This is a genomic window from Gordonia asplenii (assembly GCF_012933505.1).
Classification (GTDB): Bacteria; Actinomycetota; Actinomycetes; order Mycobacteriales; family Mycobacteriaceae; genus Gordonia; species Gordonia asplenii.
In genome coordinates this window covers 70,802-91,516 of record NZ_JABBNB010000018.1, presented here as the reverse complement: position 1 = coordinate 91,516, position 20,715 = coordinate 70,802, and the positions used below count along the sequence as shown (strand labels likewise).

At 66.1% G+C, this 20,715-nt stretch carries 14 protein-coding genes; 3 read left to right on the top strand and 11 right to left on the bottom strand.

The features are described from left to right. The first annotated feature begins 61 nt into the window (after positions 1-61). Positions 62-544, top strand: a complete 483-nt coding sequence (locus HH308_RS17305) for a DUF2231 domain-containing protein (RefSeq protein ID WP_170195480.1) — start codon at positions 62-64, stop codon at positions 542-544. A gap of 567 nt (positions 545-1,111) precedes the next feature. On the opposite strand, the gene HH308_RS17300 is transcribed toward HH308_RS17305, so the two are convergent. The 9 genes from HH308_RS17300 to HH308_RS17260 form a co-directional block, all read right to left on the bottom strand. Then, positions 1,112-1,990 carry an LLM class flavin-dependent oxidoreductase gene (locus HH308_RS17300; protein WP_170195479.1) on the bottom strand — a complete coding sequence of 293 codons (879 nt, stop codon included), beginning with the start codon at positions 1,988-1,990 and terminating at the stop codon, positions 1,112-1,114. A gap of 33 nt (positions 1,991-2,023) precedes the next feature. Then, entirely contained in the window at positions 2,024-5,386 is a 3,363-nt protein-coding gene (locus HH308_RS17295) for an arabinosyltransferase domain-containing protein (RefSeq protein ID WP_170195478.1), read from the bottom strand. Beyond that, positions 5,383-8,742, bottom strand: coding sequence for an arabinosyltransferase domain-containing protein (locus tag HH308_RS17290; protein WP_170195477.1), 3,360 nt, complete (start codon positions 8,740-8,742; stop codon positions 5,383-5,385). The genes HH308_RS17295 and HH308_RS17290 overlap by 4 nt, the downstream gene beginning before the upstream one ends. 40 nt (positions 8,743-8,782) lie before the next feature. Then, on the bottom strand, positions 8,783-9,541 hold the full coding sequence (locus HH308_RS17285) for an SDR family NAD(P)-dependent oxidoreductase (RefSeq protein ID WP_170195476.1): 759 nt from the start codon (positions 9,539-9,541) through the stop codon (positions 8,783-8,785). Positions 9,542-9,557: 16 nt separating this feature from the next. Further along, positions 9,558-10,325 (bottom strand): SDR family NAD(P)-dependent oxidoreductase, encoded by a 768-nt coding sequence (locus tag HH308_RS17280; RefSeq protein ID WP_170195475.1) that lies wholly within the window; start codon positions 10,323-10,325, stop codon positions 9,558-9,560. A gap of 17 nt (positions 10,326-10,342) precedes the next feature. Continuing rightward, positions 10,343-10,915 carry a cupin domain-containing protein gene (locus HH308_RS17275; RefSeq protein ID WP_170195474.1) on the bottom strand — a complete coding sequence of 191 codons (573 nt, stop codon included), beginning with the start codon at positions 10,913-10,915 and terminating at the stop codon, positions 10,343-10,345. 138 nt (positions 10,916-11,053) lie between these two features. Then, positions 11,054-11,962 (bottom strand): LysR family transcriptional regulator, encoded by a 909-nt coding sequence (locus HH308_RS17270; protein WP_170195473.1) that lies wholly within the window; start codon positions 11,960-11,962, stop codon positions 11,054-11,056. Then, positions 11,959-12,717, bottom strand: a complete 759-nt coding sequence (locus HH308_RS17265; protein ID WP_170195472.1) for a DeoR/GlpR family DNA-binding transcription regulator — start codon at positions 12,715-12,717, stop codon at positions 11,959-11,961. Before HH308_RS17265 ends, HH308_RS17270 begins: the two co-directional genes overlap by 4 nt. A 45-nt stretch (positions 12,718-12,762) precedes the next feature. Continuing rightward, positions 12,763-14,775 carry a PTS mannitol transporter subunit IICBA gene (locus HH308_RS17260; RefSeq protein WP_170195471.1) on the bottom strand — a complete coding sequence of 671 codons (2,013 nt, stop codon included), beginning with the start codon at positions 14,773-14,775 and terminating at the stop codon, positions 12,763-12,765. A 173-nt stretch (positions 14,776-14,948) separates the two neighbouring features. On the opposite strand from HH308_RS17260, the gene HH308_RS17255 reads away from it, so the two are divergent. Beyond that, a complete protein-coding gene (locus tag HH308_RS17255) occupies positions 14,949-16,028 on the top strand; it encodes a zinc-dependent dehydrogenase (protein WP_170195470.1) in 1,080 nt (359 codons plus the stop codon). Between the two features lie 165 nt (positions 16,029-16,193). After that, complete coding sequence (locus HH308_RS17250) at positions 16,194-16,652, top strand: lipocalin-like domain-containing protein (protein ID WP_170195469.1); 459 nt, start codon at positions 16,194-16,196, stop codon at positions 16,650-16,652. A 10-nt stretch (positions 16,653-16,662) separates the two neighbouring features. On the opposite strand, the gene HH308_RS17245 is transcribed toward HH308_RS17250, so the two are convergent. Together HH308_RS17245 and HH308_RS17240 are read right to left on the bottom strand one after the other, a co-directional pair. Next, positions 16,663-17,307, bottom strand: a complete 645-nt coding sequence (locus tag HH308_RS17245) for a hypothetical protein (RefSeq protein WP_170195468.1) — start codon at positions 17,305-17,307, stop codon at positions 16,663-16,665. Positions 17,308-17,320: 13 nt separating this feature from the next. Further along, positions 17,321-20,689, bottom strand: coding sequence for an arabinosyltransferase domain-containing protein (locus tag HH308_RS17240; protein ID WP_312870666.1), 3,369 nt, complete (start codon positions 20,687-20,689; stop codon positions 17,321-17,323). Positions 20,690-20,715 lie beyond the last annotated feature (26 nt).

Genomic DNA, 20,715 nt, shown 5'->3' with positions numbered 1-20,715 from the left:
CGGCGCAAGCAAGGAAACGCTTACCGTATGCGCAGGTCGTCGGGGCGTTAGGCTCGACGGCATGGACACCATCAACGGTCTGCCCGCTCACCCGCTCCTAGTCCACGTGGTCGTCGTGATGATCCCACTCGCGGCCCTTGCGGCGATCGTGTCGGCGGTGTGGCCGAGGGCGCGCGTCTGGCTCGGCCCGACGCCGGCGATCCTCTCGTTGATCGCGCTGATCTTTCTGCCATTGGTCACCTCAGCGGGTGAGTCGCTCGAACACTCGTTGGGTGTGGTGCCCACCGGACCGCTCGCCGACCACGTCGAATGGGGCGACAAAGTCATCCTGTTGGTCGGGCCGCTGTTCGGACTGACCGCGCTGTGGTGGCTGTTGACCTCGGATCGAGTCAGCGCGCTGCGCGGACGCTATCTCGGCGACGGCGCCGCGAAGTGGGTGCGCAGCGCCGTCGCGGTACTGACGGTGATCGTGGCGCTCGGCTCGCTGGCCATCACGATTCGCGTCGGTGACCTTGGCGCGCAATCGGTTTGGGGTGGGCGATAGCTTCCGCAGCGATCGGGCAACGAGAATCGATCTTGCGTTCCTCCGCCGGTTTGAGCCTGGATCCACCGGCCGAAGCGCCGCTCTGCTGGTTGAGCCGGTCCGAGGCGCTAGCCGAGGTCCGTGTCGAAACCTCTCAGCCACAACGACTTTCGATGATGCGCGCCAATATCGGCGACTTTCACCCGGCAAGTGAAGCGTGTGCACCCTTCGGGTGCACACGCTTCGATGTTCGATTCCATCACAGTTCGACAAGTGCGCTACCATCAAATGCATTGTGGTACAGGGGTTTCGACACGCTCGTCGCTAGCGCTCCTCGCGGCTCAACCAGCAGATGGAGTGTCCGGACCGGTGAAACCAGGTTGAGCGAGCGGAGCGAGTCGAAACCCCACCGGCCGGGCAATGACGCAACCCGCAGCGTCGCAGTGGTTTCGACTCGGCTTCGCCTCGCTCAACCAGCAGGATGGGACGAAGCAGGGTGCTCTGACATGACAAACCCCAACTGCAGCAGCCACACAACCCTCATCCGCCTCTGCATCGCTACCGCGAACTAATACGCGACACGAGACGCTAGAGCTCCGCGATCTCGCGCGCGATCCGATCCGCCTGGGCGTAGACCGACGGTCGGGTGCCCAGCCCGACGTCGTGGATCGGCGCGTGAATCACGATCTCGGTGAACCCCGCCGCGGCGTACTCGCCCGCGGCACCGATCAGTGCGTCGACGTCGTGGCTGAACGCGGGAGCGTCGAGGCCCACCAATAGGATGCGCTCCAGGCTTTCCGGTGCCCGTCCCGCGTCGCGCAACGTATTACCCAGTCGCTCAAGCTGATTCAGTAGTTCTGCGGGGACGTCGTCGCCGGCGTCGAAGATCGACAGGTCGCATACCCAGGCCTGGCCGAGTTCGGCGGCGAGCCGCATTCCACGGGGTCCGCCTCCGGCGATCGCGAACGGAATACGCGGGCGCTGAACGCATCCGGGGATGGTGCGGGCCTCGACGGCGGTGTACCACTCGCCGGCGAAGGAGACGGCGTCGTTGGTCAGCAGCTGGTCGAGGTCACGAGTGAACTCTTCGAGGCGGTCCTGCCGACGCCGGGGCGTGAGCGGCGGGTCGCCGAGTACGTCGGCGTCGAACGACGCCGTGCCCGCCCCGAGTCCTAGTGTGATGCGGCCGTCGCTGATCGCGTCGAGGGTGATCAGATCCTTGGCCAGTGTCACCGGATGCCGGAAGTTGGGTGTGGTGACCAGCGTGCCCAGCCGCAGGCCGGTAGTCACCGACGCCCCTAGCGAAAGTGTCAAAAGTGCGTCGTACCAAGGCTTGTCACGGAACATTCGCCAGGACTGATGGTCGTAGGTGTAGGCGCTCGTGAAGCCGAGTTGCTCGGCTTCACGCCACCGAGTCCGAGTCTCGGCGGCGTCGAAGACGGGTAGGATGCAGGTGCTCAGACGCATGGGCTAACCGTACGCCCGCGCGCTCGTGATGTCTCAGTAGCCGATCGAGCGCATCGGTCCCAGGTCCCACAGCCCCGACTCCCGCGTGGTGCCCAGCGTCAATTCCGCCGGGGGTGCCGGAGCGATCTCGGTGTAGCGTTGCAGCCCACCCCAATCGCGGTCCCAGTTGTTGCGCAGGTAGGTCGGGACGATCGTCGGAACCAGCATCGCTTCGGTGATGCCCAGGGGCCCACCGGATTTGCCCGCCATCCACGTCTGGCTGTTCTTCTCGGTCGCCTGGGCGTCGGGCAGGATGCGCCACCTGGGTACCTCGAGTACACCGTTGCGCACCGCCATCGGCTGCTGGCAAGGGAACACGAAGCCCGGCAGCCAGTCGATGAACACCGGATCAGTCTGTCCCACAACGTCATTCAGGGTGCGCAGGGTGGCTACCCGCGGCGGTGTCACCGCAACCCACTGTGCCGGGGCGCCGCTGGTGTCCGTCGCGACGATCCGCACCACGTCGGCGCCCTTCGGCGCCTTGGCGAGCGGGTATCGCAGGTCGCGCCAGGTGACGTCGTCCACGATGTCGTACGGACTCAGCCGACCCAACGCGGTCACCGTGCCGTCGGCGTTGTGTCGACCGAACTGCACGTCCACCTGCTGGCCCGAATGCGACGTGCCGACACTGTTGGTTCCCGCGATCGTGCCCGCGGCGGCGACGGTCAGCAGAGGGGCGTCGGGATCGAGTTTCGATGTGGGAGAAGGTAACTGGTACCAGCCCGACGTCAGCGACCCGGTACCGCTCGGCGATGCGTTCGACCCGAGTACCGGGGTGGTGGCCGGATCCAGGCCGAATGGCAGCTTCGCCGTCGAACCGTTGACACCCTTCTTCCCGTGGGTGCCGGGGGTCTCCGCGGCGGACGAATTCTGTTGGGTGGCAGTGGAATCATCGGTCGTGGCGCTGGTGTCGGTCGACGTGGTGCTCGACGACGAGTCGTCCGAGGTCGAACTGCTCGACAGCGTCGCGTCGACGGAGGTGCCCGCGGGGACACCGTCGGGGCTGAAGCCGGTCGACGCCGTGCCCGCAAGATTCGCGGCGAGCGACGGTGTCACCCCGCCCACGCGCGCAGGTCTGAGCATCGAGGCGTTCGGATCGGCGTCGACCATCACCTCGTTTGCCAGTGCGCAGTCATTGCCCTGCAGCGCACGGGAATTGGACTTCAACCACGACCAACTGTCGCGCTGCACGTAGGCCGCTTTCGCGAACGACGCGACCATGAAGAGCACTACGAACACCGACAGCACCGGCAGCGGCGCGAACTTCAGCCGGGCGATCGTCGACGATCCGCGGCTACGGGTCTGTTCGTCGACGTAGTCGTCGCGGAAATGGAACCAGAGCCCGGCCGCGGCCGCAAGCACCGCCAGCGCCAAGAAGATCCACGAGAACTGAACGCCGCCGACGGCGGGCGCTCGATCCCACCATGGGATACCGTAGCTCGCGACGAACCACCATCCGTTGGGGCCGGCGAAGGAGATCGCCGTCACCGTCAGCATCGCCGACGCGAAGAACATCCGATTGCGTCGAGAGCGCAGAATGATCGGCGACATCATCGCGCCCGCAGCGGCCGCCAGACCGCCGGCGATGCCCGCGTACACACCGAAGTGATGCGTCCACTTGGTCGGGGTGAACGAGATGAAGAACATGGTGCCCAACGTCACCGCGATCAGACGCCAAATCGGTGCTCGGGCAATGGCATTCGGGTGTTCTTTGCGCAACAACCGGAACATCACGACGAACAGACACAGAATCATCGTGAGAATGCCGAAGCGGCGGGCCAACGTGCCGTCGGCGGTCGGCAGGATCAGGTAGTAGTACCGGACCGGCTCCTCCCACCAGGCGAGTGTCGGCCCCACCCCGGAGGCGACCTTGTAAGCGTCGACGAGCGGCATCAGGCTCTGATCGGCGCCGATCTCGTAGAGCACGGCGAACCCGGCGGCGACGATCGGCGCCAGCATGGGCAGCAGACCGTCCCGCTTACGCCGCGACACGAGGGTTTTCACGATCGGACGCAAGCCGGCCAGTAGCGCCGCCGCCGCCATCAGCCCACCGGGGGCCAACGCCAACGTGAACGCCGCGGTTAGCGCCGCGACCGCGTACGGGAGCAGCCGCCGGGTGGCGATGGCGCGCTCGACGCAACACCAGGTGAGCAGTGCGCCGACGGCCTCGGCCGGCTCGGGACGCAGACCGTTGTTGTACGGCAACCAGATCGCCAGGAACACGAACCCGGCCGACCACAGCGCCGGAGTGCTGTTGCGGACCGTTCGGCCCAGACGCGGGATCACTTCACGGCTGATCAGCCACCAGCCCAGCAGGCCGAGAGCGAAGGCGGGCAGTCGCATCCACGGAGCGGACAGACTCACCTCGCTCATCGCCGAGATCACCTGGAAATGCCAGCCGAACGGGTCCTGCGGCACACCGAAGTAGCGGAAGTAGTTGTCCGCGTACCCGGCGTTGCGGGTGATGCGACCGACGGTGAAGTTGTAGCCGTCGTCGGAGGTGTTGGCGCCGGCGATCCACCAGAAGGCGAGGATGGCGAACACCAGGACGTCGATCGGCCGGATCCGCCACCAGCCGATCGGCAGAATCCGTTTGTGACCCCGGCCGTCGCGCGAGTCCAGCACGCCCAGCGCGATGAGTGAGACGATGGTCATCACGATGCCGAAGACGATCGCCCAGAATTTCAGCGCCGACGGTGTCGTGGAGAAGCGGTTGTCGATGTCGGCCCGCAGCGCGAGATGTTCGGTATTCGCCGACGCCGGAAGGTCGGAGTAGACGCCGACGATCTGCGGGCGCATGTCGGGGTCGGGGAGATTGAAGGTCAGTACGCTGCCCGGCGCGGACTGCGCGTCGACGCCGTCGATGCGGGCGTGGACTCCCTTGCCGTCCGCGACGAACACCACGCGGCAGGCGGGGTTGTTCTGCGCCACAGTGCGTTTGGTGGACAGGATCACCACATCGCGGTCGGTGACCACAATCGAGTCGTCGGTCGCTCGGATGAACAGCCCGCGAGCGCTCGCCTGCAGGCCATCGGCCGGAATGGTGGACAGCAACACGCCGCCGGTTTTCGGAAGGTCCTTGGCGAGCGCACAGGGCACCGAGACGTTCATGGTCACCGGTACAAATGAAACCATCGGTGCCGCAACGTCGTTGACGCCGTGACCCTGTGGCCAGTTCAACTGCGCCGTCGGGCGGTCGACGGGCAGGAGCGGACTCAGCACGGCGATCAGGATGCCGAGCACACCGCACACCACCGCCGTCCACTTGGCGCCGCGATAGTCGTGTGCGGTCAGCGGCGCGATGAGCGCGGCGCGCCGGGTCGTCGTGCCGGTCGAACCGGATACACTAGTCGTCATTGCGAGTCCGGCTCCACCCTGATCGAACCGGTCCGCGACCAGCCCCATTGATTGCGTTGTGCGGTCTGAATTTTCGCGGGCACCGCGTCGGGTGCCAGCGGCGTGAGCCGTTCGAGGGCGCCCCAGTCCTGATGCCAGTCGCCGGACAGGTACGTCGGCACCGTCGACGCGGACGTCGTCGATTCCGACACGCCCAGCAGCCCGCCGTCGGAGGCGGCCTGCCAGGTCTTCGACTGCGAGTTGGTCGTGACATAGTCACCGAGGATCCGCCATCGCGGGATCTGTGCGACGCCGTGGGTGATCGCCATCGGCCGCTGACAGGGGAAGTGTGCGGCGACCGTGAAGTCGATCAGCGCCGGTGCCTGCGACCCGACGAGTTTCTGCAAGGTGACCAACTCAGGAGCGCGCGGTGGGGTGACCACGACGAACTGCTTGGGCCCCAAGTTGTTGTCCACCACCAGGATTCGGGCCACCGTCGCGGCCGGCGGTACCGCGGTCATCGGAATCCGCAGGTTGCGCCACGGCATGTTGGGGATGACCGGGCCGGGGTCGATGGGCAGTACACCCGGGCCCATCGGCTCGAACGTGCCAGCCGGGCCGGGGCGGCCGAACTGCAGGAGCACCGGCTGCCCGAAGACCCGGGCGCCCTCGGCGTCGACGGTCGATATCGAACCGGCCGCGCTGATCACCAGCAGCGGCGACGCGGAACGGTCGGGCAAGCGGTACCAGTCGGTGGTCAGCTGGGCGGGACCGTTGTAGGCGTAGCTGCCGAGCACCGGCGTCGTTTTCGGGTCGAGTCCGAACGGCAGCGCCATATGCGATCCGTTGACCGTCGTCGGGCCCCGACCACCGGTGGTCCCGGCACTCGGCGCACCGCTGACGACGAAGGGTTTGGCGACGCTGCCCGCGACGTTCATCTGGCCGGGGCGCGCGCTGCCCGGATCCGGATGGAGATCGTCGGGAATTCCATTGGGGGAGAAGCCGATCGAACCGTTATCGGCGCCGGCGAGCGCCTGCGACGCGGACTGGCCGCCAGCCGGTTCGAGCATTCCGGCGTTGGCGTCGGGCTCGGCCAGCACCTGATCGGCCAGGGCGCAGGGCTTGCCGCGCAACGTGTTCACGTTCTCACTGAACACGGTGACGGTGGGGTAGCGGGTGACGGCGGCTTTGGCGAAGACCAGCACTTCGGCGAGCACCATGACCGCGGCGATCACCGCCAGCGGCGACGACGCCAGCGCGAGCCGGCGTCGATCAGCCTTGGCCTCGGCCGAATCCTGCTGTGCGGCAGCGTCGTCGACGACGCCGCCGTGTGCGAGCCCGCGGTTGGAGACGTAGTCCTGGCGCAGGTGCTGCCAGGCGGCCAATCCGGCGGTGACGACGGCGAGAACGAGGAACAGCCCGGAGATGGGGATGCCGGCGATCACCGGCGCGCGGTCGAACCAGGCGATGCCGAGGTTGTAACCGTACGGCCAGGCATTCTTGCCCGCCATCGCCGCGGCGAGCGCGAAGAACAGGCCGGAGATCAATACTGTCAGGTTCCGCGTGGAACTCGCCGCCGTCTGCGCGATCGCCAGAGTCGCGGTGGCGGCGGCCGCCGCGGCCAGCCCCGCGAAGATGCCGAACTGGATGGTCCACTTGGTCGGAGTGAAGGCGAGCAGGATCAGAGTGACGCCGACGGCGCCGATGAGACGCCAGGTGGGACCGTTGTCGACGCCGCGAATCCTGGTGCGCCGCAAGATGACTGCCACCGTCACAAAGACCGCCGTGAAGAGCAGCAGCACCGGAACTCGACGGGGGAGTCCACCGTCGGGCGTGGTCACCGAGATGAAGTAGTACCGCAGATACTCCTGGTACCACGGGATCTTCGGGCCGACCTGGTAGCGGATCTTGATCGCTTCGGCGACGGTCGCCAAGGTCTGATCGCGGAACACGACGATCACGACGAGCATGCCGGCCGCGGCCAGAGGCGCCAGCAGGGGCAGCAGGCCGACCTCGCGGCGGCGGCGAAGCAGAATCCGAAGCATGGGACGGGCCGCAACCAACAGGATGGCCATGCCGATGACGCCGTGCGGGGCAAGCGCGAAGGTGAAGCCCGCGGCCAGCGCCGCGAGCGCCGCGGGGAGCAGGCGCCGGGTGGCGATCGCCTGCTCGACGGCCCACCAGGTGAGCAGTGATCCCGCCACGATGATGCCCTCCGAGCGCAGTCCGCTGCAGAACGGGAGCCAGAAGGCGACGAAGGTCATCGCCGCGGCCCACTGCGCCCAGCCGCTGCGCCGCACGGCGGGACCCAAGCGGGGCAGGAGGATTCGGGTGAGGACGAACCACGATGCCAAGCCGGCCAGGAGCGACGGGATATGCATCCACAGGATCGACGGCGAGACCGCCGACCAATGCGACAGGAAACTGTAGTACCAGTCGAACGGGGTCTCGGCGATACCGAAGAAGCGGTAGTAGTCGGGCAGGTAGCCGGCGTCGACGGCGACGCGGCCCATGTTGAGGATGTAACCGTCGTCGGGGGAGCCCGCCCCGATCAGTGCCCACAGCACCAGGATCGCGGTGACGGCGATGTCGGTGGGCCGCGGAATCAGACTGTGCCGCAACATCGCCCGGGTGCGACCGACGTTGCGGTGGTAGCCGCCGATCCGGTCCAGCAGGTACAGCGCGACCAGCGACACCACGACGGCCAGCACGCCGAGAATCATCACCAGCAGCTTGAGTATCGTCGGCGACGACGCGTAGCGGTTGTCGATGTCGATGCGGGCGTGCAGACCCGCGGCGGACGCGGCCTTCGCCTGGGGGGTGGTGAGATCGCTGAAGATGCCGTCGATCTGCGGGCGCTTGTCCGACGCGAGGACGGTCGCCGGCCCCAGCCCGGCGAACTGCGCTCCGATACCAGTGGCGGTGGACCACACCTTCAGGTCGGTGCAGCCGCCGGCGGCGATCGCGGAGCGCGCGGCGGTGGCCAGCACCGCGTTGCGGGTGGTGACCGTGACCGAGGTCCCCTCGGCCTTGACCGACAACATGAACGCCGACGCTCCTGCCCTGGTGGGCATCGTCGCGAGCACGGTGGTCGGACCGGCCGGCAGGTCGGCGAGTACCCGGCAGGGAATGCTGATCTGCATCGACTTGGCGGTCTGCGCGATCAGCGGCGCGGTCACCGACGAGTCGGCGGCGCCGAGGCGCTGGGTACTCGGCCAACTGAAGGATGCGTCAGTGGCCTTGACCGGCAGCAACGGGGTGAGGCCGCAGAGTATGACGCCGACGATTCCGGCGATCACCGCGACGAGTCGCGTGGCAGCGGGGGAGGTCACAGGCACGCCAGTAGATGTTATGGCACCTGTGCATGGCGGGTGCATTCCGGCAGGTCGACGCGCCCGTGACTTCGGATTTGCGTGGCTACGCGGTTGTGCCGCCGTCAACGGTGTACACGGCACCATTGACGAACGACGCTTCGTCCGACAGTAGCCAGCGGACCGTCGCGGCGACTTCCTCCGCTCGGCCGTAGCGGCCGAGCGGAATCAGCGACACCAACTGGTCATGTACCCGGTCGGCCGAACCGGGCGCCCACTGTTCCTCGAGGCTCTCGATCATCCTCGTGGCGATCTGACCGGGTGCTACGGCGTTGACTCGCACTCCCCGCGGACCGGCTTCCCGTGCGCCGCTGCGCGTCAGTCCGACGACGGCGTGCTTACTCGCCGCATACGACGACAGCAGGGGAACTCCCTCCAAACCGGCCTGACTTGCAGTGTTGACGATCGCGCCGGAGCCCTGCGCGTACAGGTGCGGAAGAACAGCACGCATACCGAGGTAGACACTGCCCGCATTGATGGCGAGAGTCCGGGCGAATTCGGCGGGGTCGCTGTCGGTGAGATCGGTCGCCCGGCCTTCGACACCGGCGTTGTTGTGCAGGTAGTCGATGCGACCGAACTTCGCAAGGGTCGCGGTGAGATAGGAGTCGACTCCCTCGGGTGTGGAGACGTCGGCAGTGAACGGCAGACACTGATCGCCGAGCTGAGCGGCGAGTGCGTGCACCGACGTCTCGTCGAGGTCGACGGCGGCGACCGACATCCCTGCGTCGACGAGGACGCGTACGGTCGCGGCACCGATGCCGCCGCCCGCGCCGGTCACGATCGCGACCCGTGGTGAATATGTCATTGCGGTGAGTCCTTACTTACTGAGCGGTGTAGCCGCCGTCGACGAGCAGCAACTGTCCGGTGGTGAAGGGTGCCGATGGGGAGGCGAGGAAGGCTACGGTTCCGGCGACGTCACAGGGCGAGGCGGTACGTCCGAGCGGATGCTGCGTTGCCATGGCATCCCATTGCCGGTCGTCGTCGATCTTCGCCGCGGTGAAACCGACTCTGGAGAAGCTCGGCCCGACTGCGTTGACGCGGATGCCGTACGCCCCATATTCGACGGCTGCGGCCCGGGTAAGCCCGAGAACGGCATGCTTCGACGCCACATACGCGCCGATCGTCGGCATCGCTACCGTCGACATGATCGACGCGGTATTTATGATCGACCCACCCCTGCCGGCTGCGACCATCGCTGCCAGTTCGGCTTGTAAACAGTAGAAGACGCTGTTGAGGTTCACGTCGATAACCTGGTGCCAGGCGTCAACGGGATAGTCGGCCAGTGATGTCATCTCGCCACCGATTCCCGCATTGTTGACCGCGATGTCGAGGGCGCCGAATATGTCGATGGTGGCCTCGATCGATCGACCGACCGACTCGAGGTCGGTCAGGTCGGCGATGACCGGGACCGCCTTGCCGCCTGCGTCGCGTGCGGCGTCGACCGTTGCCTGCGCGGATGCCTCGTCGCGGTCGACGACGGCGATCGCGGCGCCTCGGGAGACGAGTTCGAGGCTGATCGCTCGCCCAAATCCTCCGCCGCCTCCGGTGACATAGGCAGTAAGTCCGGCGAGGTCGGACATTGTCGTCATGATGGAACTTTCGCTGGTCACTGGAGGTCCGTCGATCCGTAGCTGTAGTCGACGAGCTGGGTGTTGCGGACGGCGTTGTTGTCTTTGGCCATGTAGTAGTGCAGGCGTGCGTCACCCATCACGGCGAGTTGGCCGTCGTCGGTGTAGCCGCCGATGGGACCGTCGAACATCGCAAGCATCACGCAACCGGTGTCGCTGGCGAAGGGCTGATGAACGGTGCCCGCGGTCTCGACGGTGAACGAGTCGGTCGTGCCGCGGTCCTCGATCGTCTCGCCGTCGATCGTGACGGTGCCGTCGTAGTAGTAGAAGCCACCGTCGAGGATATAGACCTGCAGGTTGCCGACGTGCCAGTGCGATGTCGCCTGAATTCCGGCGTCGACCTGCAGAAGGATGGTGAAAGCGCCGGAGACGAGGTTGCAGTAGAGAAGCTTGTACCGGGTGCCGGGCATGAGCCAGTCGGTCCAGCCGGTCTCTTCCATGCGGTAGAAGTCGCGACGTTCACCCTTCGGGGTGTTGCCGGGGCTGGTCATCCAAAACAGCGGATTGCGGGGTTGAGCGTTCACAGGGCACGCGTCATCCACGGTGGTCATCGGGACTCCTTGAGATGGGTGAATAGTGGTGTGCCACAGTTGGGTTCGAGGAAGTCTGCGATCCGTGGCGCAATCCACTGTGCGCCGTCGAGGCCCGTGTGGACCAGGTTCTATCTCACGTCGACCGGTAAGGGACGCCTATCGATGTTTCTGGCGGGCGACGAGGGTCTGCCGCACGACAGCTTCGAATGCGGCAACCGGGGGACTGTCGTTGTCGGCGCGAACTGCCAGGTAGACGCGATTGTCGGGTAGATCCTCGATCACTACGAAGCGCACGCCGGGATGTGCGTAGAACTGCGAGACTGACGCAGCAGTCGTCGCGATGCCGCGGCCCGCTGCGCAGTGTTCGAGCATTTCCTCCACCGTTGAGATCCCCGGCCCGCGCCGGGCGCGCGAACCGTCGGGTCGCGGATCGACGAGCCAGTAGTCGGTCCATTCGGTGGTGCCGGTTGCGCTTGGTAAGAAGATCTCGTCGGCGATCTCGGTGAATGAGACGGTGCTGCGGCCGCTGAGTGGGTGCGACGCCGGGAGCATCGCAACGCGTGGCTCGCTCAGCACTGTCGTGCACCGGAAGTCGACCATCGACACCGGTTCGCGCAGGAATGCGGCATCCACTACACCGTCGATGAGAACGCGCGATTGCTCACCCCAATCCACGTGGCGCAATTGAAGGTCCACGTCCGGGAGCAACTCGCCTGCGGCACGCAGAATCGACTGGGTGGCTTCGCCCGCTCCGGTCGACATGAAGCCGACGCACACGACCGCGCGATGTGGAGAATCGGTTGCCGCCCAACGGTTCAGTGTATCGCTCGCCTGAATAACGCTGCGTGCCAACGGAATCAGTTGTGCACCAGACTCAGTGAGTTCGACGCTTCGTGAGGTGCGGCGAAACAGGGTGGCACCGAGGGTTGTCTCAAGCTGCCGAATCTGTTGGCTCAGTGCAGGACTGGTGATATAGAGGCGCTCCGCCGCGCGACGAAAGTGCAGTTCCTCGGCGACGACGAGGAAGTAACGCAGCACGCGGGGGTGGATGTCGAGAGGAGTCATGCCCGGATGACCGCGGGCCCCGCGGCCTCGTACCGGTGGGCGTCGGCGGCGTCGAGTTCGGTACCGCTGATGATGGTCTCGATTTCGCGCAGTTCGGCGAAGCGGCAGAAGTTGGTCTGTCCGAATTTGGAATGGGCGGCCACCAGGATGGGGCGTTGAGCCACCTTGACCGCGGTGCCCTTCACCGCGGCGACCGCGGGATCCGACGTCGTGAGCCCGTGATCGAGCGAGACGGCGTTGGTGCCGAGGAAGGCGACGTCGATCACCAGGCTGTTGAGCCGTTCGACGGCCCAACTGTCGACGGTGGCCAGCGTCCGTCCACGCATCCGGCCGCCGAGCAACAGCACGGTGACGGTGGAACTGTGGGCCAACGCCTCGGCCGCCAACAGCGACGAGGTGACGATGGTGAGGTCGAGGTCGGCGACGCGCTCGGCGATCAGGCGGGGTGTGAAACCTTCGTCGAGGTAGATCGTCTCGGCACCATGCAGCTGTTCGACGGCGGCGGCGGCGATGCGGTGCTTCTGCGCCAGATCCACCTGGCTGCGGTATTCGAGGCCGGATTCGAACGCGGCGGTCTCCAGCGGTACCGCCCCGCCGTGTACCCGCTTGAGGAGTCGCCGCGTGGCGAGTGCTTTCAGATCACGGCGAATCGTCTCGCTCGCGACGTCCAGTTCGTCGGCGAGCGAGACGACCTCCACCCGCCCGCGCGTGCGGGCGAACTCGACGATCTGGCGTTGGCGGGTATCGGAATCCACGAGACTTCACGCTACCCGGGGCAACAACCGTGATCGTCGAGATCCTCACGCCCCCGTGAGGATGTCTCGAACCTCTTCGGCGGTCTGAGCCGAACGCAACCGCTCGACGTCGTCGGCCTTGAGGAATACCTTGGCGATCTTGTTGAGCAGAGCGAGGTGGTCTTTGCCCGCCCCGGCGATGCCGATGACGAACTCGGCCGACTTTCCCTTCCAATCGACGGGGTCGTCGTAGCGGACGAACGACAGCCCGGTCCGGACGATGGCACCCTTGGCCTCGTTGGTGCCGTGCGGGATGGCCAGGCCGTTACCCATGAACGTCGCGACCGACTTCTCCCGCTCATGCATCGCGGCGACGTAGGACTCTTCGACCGCACCGCAGTCGACGAGCAGTCGACCGGCTTCGTCGATGGCACCGTCGCGTGAGGTCGCGGTGCCGTGCAGGACGATCGATTCCAGAGCCAGGGCGTGCAGCGTCGGAGCCGGTGCCGTGGCCACCCCGCCGTTCGACGCCGGGGTGGGCGTCGACGCCGAATCCTCTTCGACTACAACGTCTTTCGTGTCAGCTGCGGTGTTCGTCTGGCCGAGCAGTTCGACGATCTCGTCGTAGCGTGGGCTGCTCATGAAGTCGTCGACGGAAATGTGGATGGCCGACGGTGTGGACTGCCGTGCCCGTTCGGTCAGATCCTTGTGGGTGACGATCAGATCGTGCGTGTCCGCAAGGTTGGAGATGGCCTGGTTGACCACGGTGACGTCGGCGAAGCCCGCCTTCTGAATCTTGCGGCGCAGCACCGAGGCGCCCATCGCCGACGACCCCATTCCGGCGTCGCAGGCGAACACGATGTCGGTGATCGGGCCGCGGGCGGCGCCGGTCAGCATCGACGACACGCTCGACTTGCGGCCCTTCATGGCCTCCATCTCGGCGGTTGCCGCCGCGAGGTCACCGTCGTCGCTCTTATCGATCTTCAGCAGGAACCCTGCGACGACGAGCGACACCGCGGCCGCGCCGACCACCGACAGGGTGATTCCGACGAAGTTGTCGCCTGGGGTCTGCGCGTAGATGGCGATGATCGAGCCGGGAGCCGCCGGGGCGCGTAGTCCGTCATTGAACAGGACGTTGATGAACACGCCGGTCATCCCGCCGAGGATGGCGGCCAGGATCAGTCGGGGCTTCATCAGAACGTAGGGGAAGTAGATCTCGTGAATGCCGCCGAAGAACTGAATGATCGCGGCGCCCGGAGCCGACGCGCGCGCCGCGCCCTGGCCGAAGAAGGTGTACGCCAACAGGATTCCCAGACCGGGGCCGGGATTGGTCTCTAGCAGGAACAGGATCGACTTGCCCGTCTCGGCGGCCTGCGCGGTGCCCAGCGGCGTCAGTACGCCGTGGTTGATGGCGTTGTTGAGGAACAGCACCTTGGCCGGTTCGATGAAGATGGAGGTCAACGGCAGCAGGTCGTGGTTGACCAGGAAGTTGACGGCGTTGCCGGCCGCCCGAGTGAATGCGGAGACCAGTGGTCCGACGCCGAAGAAGCCGAGCACGGCCAGGATCAGGCCGAGGATGCCCGCGGAGAAGTTGTCGATCAGCATCTCGAAGCCGGGCTTGATCTTGCCGGCCCACAGGGCGTCGAGCTTGCGCATCAGATAGCCGCCGAGCGGGCCCATGATCATGGCGCCCATGAACATCGGGACGTCGGAGCCGGTGATCACGCCCACGGTGGCGATCGCGCCGACCACCGCGCCGCGGTTGCCGTGGACCATGCGGCCGCCGGTGTAGCCGATCAGAATGGGCAGCAGGTAGGTGATCATCGGCGAGACGATGCCGCCGTTCTCGAACGCGCCCCAGCCGCCGATCTTGGCGACCCAGCCGTGCGGATCGTCGAGGCTGCCGAAGATGCCGGTCAACCAGCCGGACTCGATGAACAGTGCGGTCAGCAGGCCCCAGGCGATGAATGCGCCGATGTTGGGCATGACCATGTTCGACAGCGCGGTACCGAATTTCTGCACCCGTACCCGCAGGCCGGTTCTCTGCGCCGCCGTCGTTGAGGCGTCAGCTTCTGACATGTGGTTTACCTCCGTTTTGATCCTGACCGTGAGGGCGGTCACATCAATAAGTACACACACAAACGGGCACGAAAGCAAGTGATCGGGCAAAATTGGGCAGAGAAACCGGTGGATTTATGCCCGAATGCACGCTAGAGTTCTAAATCACACCGACCCCGAAAGGAACCCACCCCATGAAGGCTCTCCGCTTCTACGCACCCGAGGACGTCCGACTGGAAGACGTCCCAGAGCCCACTTGCGGGCCGGACGAGGTCAAGATCCGCGTGAAGAACTGCTCCACCTGCGGCACCGACGTCAAGATCTTCCACAACGGGCATCAGAACCTCACTCCGCCGCGCACACTCGGGCACGAGGTGGCCGGCGAGATCGTCGAGGTCGGTGGCGACGTCAACAGCACCTACGCCGCGAACTGGCAGATCGGTGACCGCGTCCAGGTGATCGCCGCCGTTCCGTGCGGCGACTGTTACGAGTGCCGCAAGGGCTGGATGGCGGTGTGCCAGAACCAGACGTCCATCGGCTACCAGTACGACGGCGGGTTCGCCGAGTACATGATCGTGCCCAAGCAGGTACTCAAGGTCGACGGGCTCAACCGCATCCCCGACAACGTCGGCTACGACGAGGCCTCTGCCGCGGAGCCGTTCGCATGCGCCATCAACGCACAGGAGTTGCTCGGCATCGAAGAGGGCGACACCGTCGTCGTGTTCGGGGCGGGACCGATCGGCTGCATGCACATCCGCATCGCCCGCGGTGTGCACAAGGCCGGTCCCGTCTACCTGGTGGACGTCAACGCCGGCCGCCTGCAGATGTCGGCCGACGCCGTGGCGCCCGACGAGATCATCGACGGGTCGAAAGTCGACGTCGTGGCGAAGATGATGGAACTGACCGGGGGGCGGGGAGCCGATGTCATCATCACCGCCACCGCGGCGAATGTCGCTCAGGAACAAGCGATTTCGATGGCCGCCCGCAACGGCCGGATCTCCTTCTTCGGAGGTCTGCCCAAGACCGATCCGACCATCACCTGCGACTCCAACCTGGTGCACTATCGTCAGCTGCACATCCACGGAGCGAACGGCTCGGCACCCGAACACAACAAGCGGGCGCTGCAGTACATCTCCACCGGGCAGGTTCCGGTCAAGGATCTGATCACGCGGCATATTCCCCTCGACGACGTCCTCGACGCCTTCGCGGTGGTCAAGGAGGGCACGGCGATCAAGGTCACGGTGGAGCCGGCGGCGGTCGCCGCTGTCGTCTGAGTGATTGGTTCGCTTCTGCTTGGTTGGTCGAGTACCCGCCGTGTAAGCGTGCACTTGCGTCGTCGCGCGGCGGATTGGCTCGGCCCTTGACCTGAAGAGTGAAACGCCATAGTCTGCGGTAGATCGATCTATCAACAGATCGGCAGAGGGTTTGCGCGAACGGGGATGGTTGTGGATGACAGCGTTCGAAGCTGCCTCGTCGGAGCGTGGGAACTCGTCGAATATTCGATGACCGCGTCGACTGGAGAGGTTCACTATCCGCTCGGACCGGATGCGACTGGCCTGATCATGTACACCGCGGACGGGTACATGTCAGCACAGCTCATGGCACCCGATCGGCAGAGGTTCGCCGCCCCGGGCGTTCATTCCGGCACCGAGGACGAGTTGAGTTCCGCGGCAAGCGGATACCTCGCCTACTCCGGCCGCTATCAGATCGAGGACAACTGTCGCACGGTGCACCACGTCGTCTCTGCGTCGCTGTTTCCCAATTGGATAGGGACCGACCGAATCAGGTACATCGACGTTCTGGATAACGAGAACCTCACGCTGACATCCGTGTCACAACAGATGCGTGGGATGTCGTGGGATCCCGCGGTGGTGTGGCGTCGAGCCAGAGCGAGCTGACCGCCTCCAGTTATCCCAGATCAATCCTCTCCCACGAATGACGTTGGTACGCTGCGTCATTCCCGGCGATCCAGCCGCGCATCGCTTCGGCGACGTCGGCCGCGGTCGCGACCGTCGTACCGAAGTGGCACTCGGCTGAACCGGCGCGATACTCCAGTAGGAACTCGTCGGCGTCGACGCGTTTGGTCTGCATGTACTGCTCGGCGCCGGTCTCGATGATCACGAAATCGTCGGATTGCATTGCGCGGACGAAGAATTCGATCAGGCCCGGGGTGATGGTGGGAAACGTGCCCTCGGTCGACGTCATGGTCGTGCCGGCTACCGCGGTGCGGGGATCGAGCACGACGTGCAGCTGCGGATCGTACACGCCGTAGCCGGCCGAGAATGCCTGCGGCACAACCACATCGCGGGCGACCTGAATACGCGGAAACGGCGATGGCACGAAGACGGCCGCGCCGCTCGCCTCCAACGGGAACAGGGACAGGAACCCGGACTCTTCGTCGAGCGGAGCGTTCGCCGCGGAGATGTCTGCGGCGAGCCGCTCGGCGACCGCCGTGGGCGTCGACCGGCTTTCGTCCTGTCCGATCGCGAATTCGCGTGCCGCGTCGGCACTTTCGCAGGACTCCGCCGGAATCAGCCAGACGTCGTAGCTCACGTGAATCCCCTCATCAGTATCGGATCGGCGCAGGCGCCCAGAATCCGCTGCGCGTCGCGGTGCCGGAGGTGATCGTCGCGACGGTGGCGGTGTCGTCGTAGGGCGTGTACTTCTCCAACGATCCCCAGTCGCGGCCCAGGTCGCCGAGCATGTAGGTCGCCAACGAGTCGGCCTGCTGCGACACTTCGAGCCAGCCGAGCGGGCCTCCGCCGTCGGCCGCCTGCCACGCGGATACGGCCGCGGCGAGGTCGGCGCCGGGCTTGATGCGCCACTTGGGGATCTCGGCGACGCCGTAGTGATGGTCGAACGGGCGCTGGCACGGGAACACCAGCCCCGATGTCCAGTCGATGTGCACCGGATCGGTCCGCCCGACGACGTCCTCCAGAGTCCGCAGCTTCGGCAGCCGCGGCGGGGTGACCACCATGAACTGGTCCTGCGACAGGTTCTCGTCCTTGGCCATGATCCGCACCGCGGTCACGTCGGCCGGGATCTGATCGGTCATGATCCGGACGTTGCGCCACGACGGGCGCGGCCCGGGGTCGATCAGATCGAGCGTGCCGGTCTTGGTCAGCTCGGCGTCGCGCGCATTCGGCCCGACGGCGTCGGTGGTGTACTCCAACTGCAGGTCGGGAGTGTTGAACCAGCCCGCGACGGAGAAGGTCAGCAGCGGCCGCGACCGGAAGTCCTTGGGCAGCGCATACCACCCCGACGTCAGGCGAGCGGGAATCTGATCGCCTGACGAGTAGCTGCCCATCACCGGTGTGCGGTTCGGATCGAGGAGGAAGGGCAGTTGCGCGACCGATCCGTTGATGCCGGGCTTGGTGATCTCGCCGCCGCCGGTGCCGCCGGTGTTCGCGTTCAACACGTCCGGATCTGCTTGGGCCGCACCGGCGAGCACGCCGAGCGACCCGGCGGACGCCGTTGCGTTGAGCTCCTCCGGAACGCCGTTCGCGGTGAAGCCCACCGATGTCGACGCCGTGCCCTTTGGGCCGAACAGCGGATCGGTGAGCGTTTTGTCGACCGGCGACAGCAGGTAGGAGCTCGGATCGGATTCGACGTAGACCTTGTCGGCCATGCCGCATTCCTTGCCGGTCAACGCTTCGAGGTTGGTCCGCGGAACCGAGTAGGAGGTGCTCTGCTGAATGCCCGCGAACACCGCGGTGATCATCTCGAACAGCACGACGGCTGCGGCCACGTAGGCGAGCGGGGCGGTCCGTAGCGTGGAAGGCAGTGCGCGCCTGCGTTTTTCCGACTTCGACGCTGGAGTGCTGGCAGCGTCGTCGCGCGGATCACGACCGGCGAACGGCTCGCGCAGGTGGAACCACAGCGCCAGCGCGAGTAGCAGCAATGAGGCGTACAGCAGAACGTCGGACAGCTTCAGACCGAAGGTCACCTGCTCGACGCCCCACGGCATTCCCCACGCCGACGAGTAGTAGAAGGAGTTGGGCGCGGTGAACGCCAATCCGGCGATGAACAGCGTCAGCGCGGCGAAGATCGTGCGGTTGCGCCGCGAATGCAGCACCCCGTTGCCGACGGCCACCGCGGCGATCGCCGCCAATGCCGCTCCGAGCCCGGCGAACACGCCGAAGTGGTGGGTCCACTTGGTCGGTGTGAACATGAGGAAGAGCAAGGACGCGAACGTGATTCCCACGATGCGTCGCGACGGTCCGAGCGCCGTGCCGGGGATGCGGGAGCGTCGAATCATCACCGCGCCGGACACCACCAGCGACAGCAGCATCGCCAGCACCGCGAAGCGTCGGGCGATGGAACCGTCCGCGGAATATGCGAAAAGTGAAGAGTAGCGGTCGATTTCGTTGTACCAGTGCAGCGTCGGGCCGAGCGCGGTCTTCATCGCCGAGGCGTCCAGGAACGACGTCAACGTCATGCTCTGGAAGACCACGAAGATCACGAAGGTGCCCGCGGCGAGGATCGGTGCGAGTAGCGCGAGATACGACGCCCAGCGGCCGCGATGCGTCGTCGCGGCGTCGGGTCGTGTCGCGGCGTCGATCACCTTGGCGCGCTTGATGGTTGCGATGATCATCGGCCGCGCGCCGGCCACCAGCGCGGCGACGGCGAGCAGGCCCGTCGGGCCGGCGGCAAGACTGAACGCGCCGATGAGGCAGGCCAGGGCGAAGGGCAGCAGACGGCCGGTGGCGATGGCGCGCTCGACCGAGCACCAGGTCAGCAGCGCACCCAGGCAGATGATGGGTTCGGGCCGCAGGCCGTTGTTGAACGGGAACCACATCGCGAGGAAGACGAACGCCGACGTCCAGCCGACGGAGGACCGGGCCGCGGCGCGGCCGAGGCGCGGCAGCACTTCGTGGCTGACGATGAGCCAGCAGACGACACCGCAGGCGAGGGCGGGCAGCCGCAGCCAGGGGCTGGCCAAGCTGACATGCGAGAGCCACCCGAACACCTGGTAGTACCAGCCGAACGGGGCTTCTGGCGCGCCGTACCAGCGGAAGTAGTTGGCGGTGTACCCGCTGCCCTCGGCGACTTTCGCCATCGTCAGCAGGTAGCCGTCGTCGGAGGTGTTGGGGCCGATGAAATGCCAGATCAGCAGCGCCGAGAGGACCACATAGTCGCGGGGATTGAGACGCCACCACCGGGCCGGGAAGATCCGTCGATGTCGGCGACTGTCGGTCGAGTCCAGGGCGGCCAGTGCGACGAGCGAGACCAGCGTGGCGATCACGCCGACGATCAGCACGATCCACTTGAGCAGTGTCGGCGGAGTGTTGTAGCGGGAGTCGATGGTGACGTGCGCCTTGAGTCCTGCCACCGCGCCGGCCGGTCCGGACAGGTCGGTGAACAGCCCGGTGACCTGCGGGCGCTGGTCGGCGTCGTAATGCTCCGACACGTGGTCGACGGTGCTACCGGTCAGCGGTTGCCCGTCGGAGTTCTTGGTGCCGACGAATTCCGCGCGCACTTCGTCGGCGGTCGCGCTCACGTCGATGCGGGTACACGGCTGTGCGCGCAGCTGCGCGAATGTCGCCGACACCAGCGGGGTATTGCGGATGACCACCTCGACCGAGCGGGTATCGAGCGCGTCCTTGGCGGTTCCGGTCGTGCGGATGAACAGGCCGCGGTCGGCGGACTTGTCGGCCTGCTTGGGCAGCGTCGAGAGCAGCACCGACTTCGACGCGGCGTCGGGAGCGGTCGTCAGCTGAGTGATCGCTGAGCAGGGAATCGACGCGGTCAGGTCGATGGGTACATAGCTGACAAGTGGGGCCTCGACGCCGCGGATGACGCCGTGCTGCGGCCAGGAGATCTCCGCGGTGGTCTGGTTGACCGGCATCAACGGGGTAGCCAATGCCATGAAGAACCCCAGCAACCCCGTGATGATGGCTGCGAGCTTGGCACGTCTTACGGTGTGGGCTGGCACAAGGGGAAATGGTATCGGTTACGCCT

Excerpts from the sequence above, each read along its gene's own strand:
- HH308_RS17295 (WP_170195478.1), bottom strand. The coding sequence starts at position 5,386 with ATGACGACTAGTGTATCCGGTTCGACCGGCACGACGACCCGGCGCGCC.
- HH308_RS17305 (WP_170195480.1), top strand. The coding sequence starts at position 62 with ATGGACACCATCAACGGTCTGCCCGCTCACCCGCTCCTAGTCCACGTG.
- HH308_RS17260 (WP_170195471.1), bottom strand. The coding sequence starts at position 14,775 with ATGTCAGAAGCTGACGCCTCAACGACGGCGGCGCAGAGAACCGGCCTG.
- HH308_RS17275 (WP_170195474.1), bottom strand. The coding sequence starts at position 10,915 with ATGACCACCGTGGATGACGCGTGCCCTGTGAACGCTCAACCCCGCAAT.
- HH308_RS17255 (WP_170195470.1), top strand. The coding sequence starts at position 14,949 with ATGAAGGCTCTCCGCTTCTACGCACCCGAGGACGTCCGACTGGAAGAC.
- HH308_RS17285 (WP_170195476.1), bottom strand. The coding sequence starts at position 9,541 with ATGACATATTCACCACGGGTCGCGATCGTGACCGGCGCGGGCGGCGGC.
- HH308_RS17270 (WP_170195473.1), bottom strand. The coding sequence starts at position 11,962 with ATGACTCCTCTCGACATCCACCCCCGCGTGCTGCGTTACTTCCTCGTC.
- HH308_RS17250 (WP_170195469.1), top strand. The coding sequence starts at position 16,194 with ATGGTTGTGGATGACAGCGTTCGAAGCTGCCTCGTCGGAGCGTGGGAA.
- HH308_RS17280 (WP_170195475.1), bottom strand. The coding sequence starts at position 10,325 with ATGACGACAATGTCCGACCTCGCCGGACTTACTGCCTATGTCACCGGA.
- HH308_RS17300 (WP_170195479.1), bottom strand. The coding sequence starts at position 1,990 with ATGCGTCTGAGCACCTGCATCCTACCCGTCTTCGACGCCGCCGAGACT.
- HH308_RS17290 (WP_170195477.1), bottom strand. The coding sequence starts at position 8,742 with ATGCACCCGCCATGCACAGGTGCCATAACATCTACTGGCGTGCCTGTG.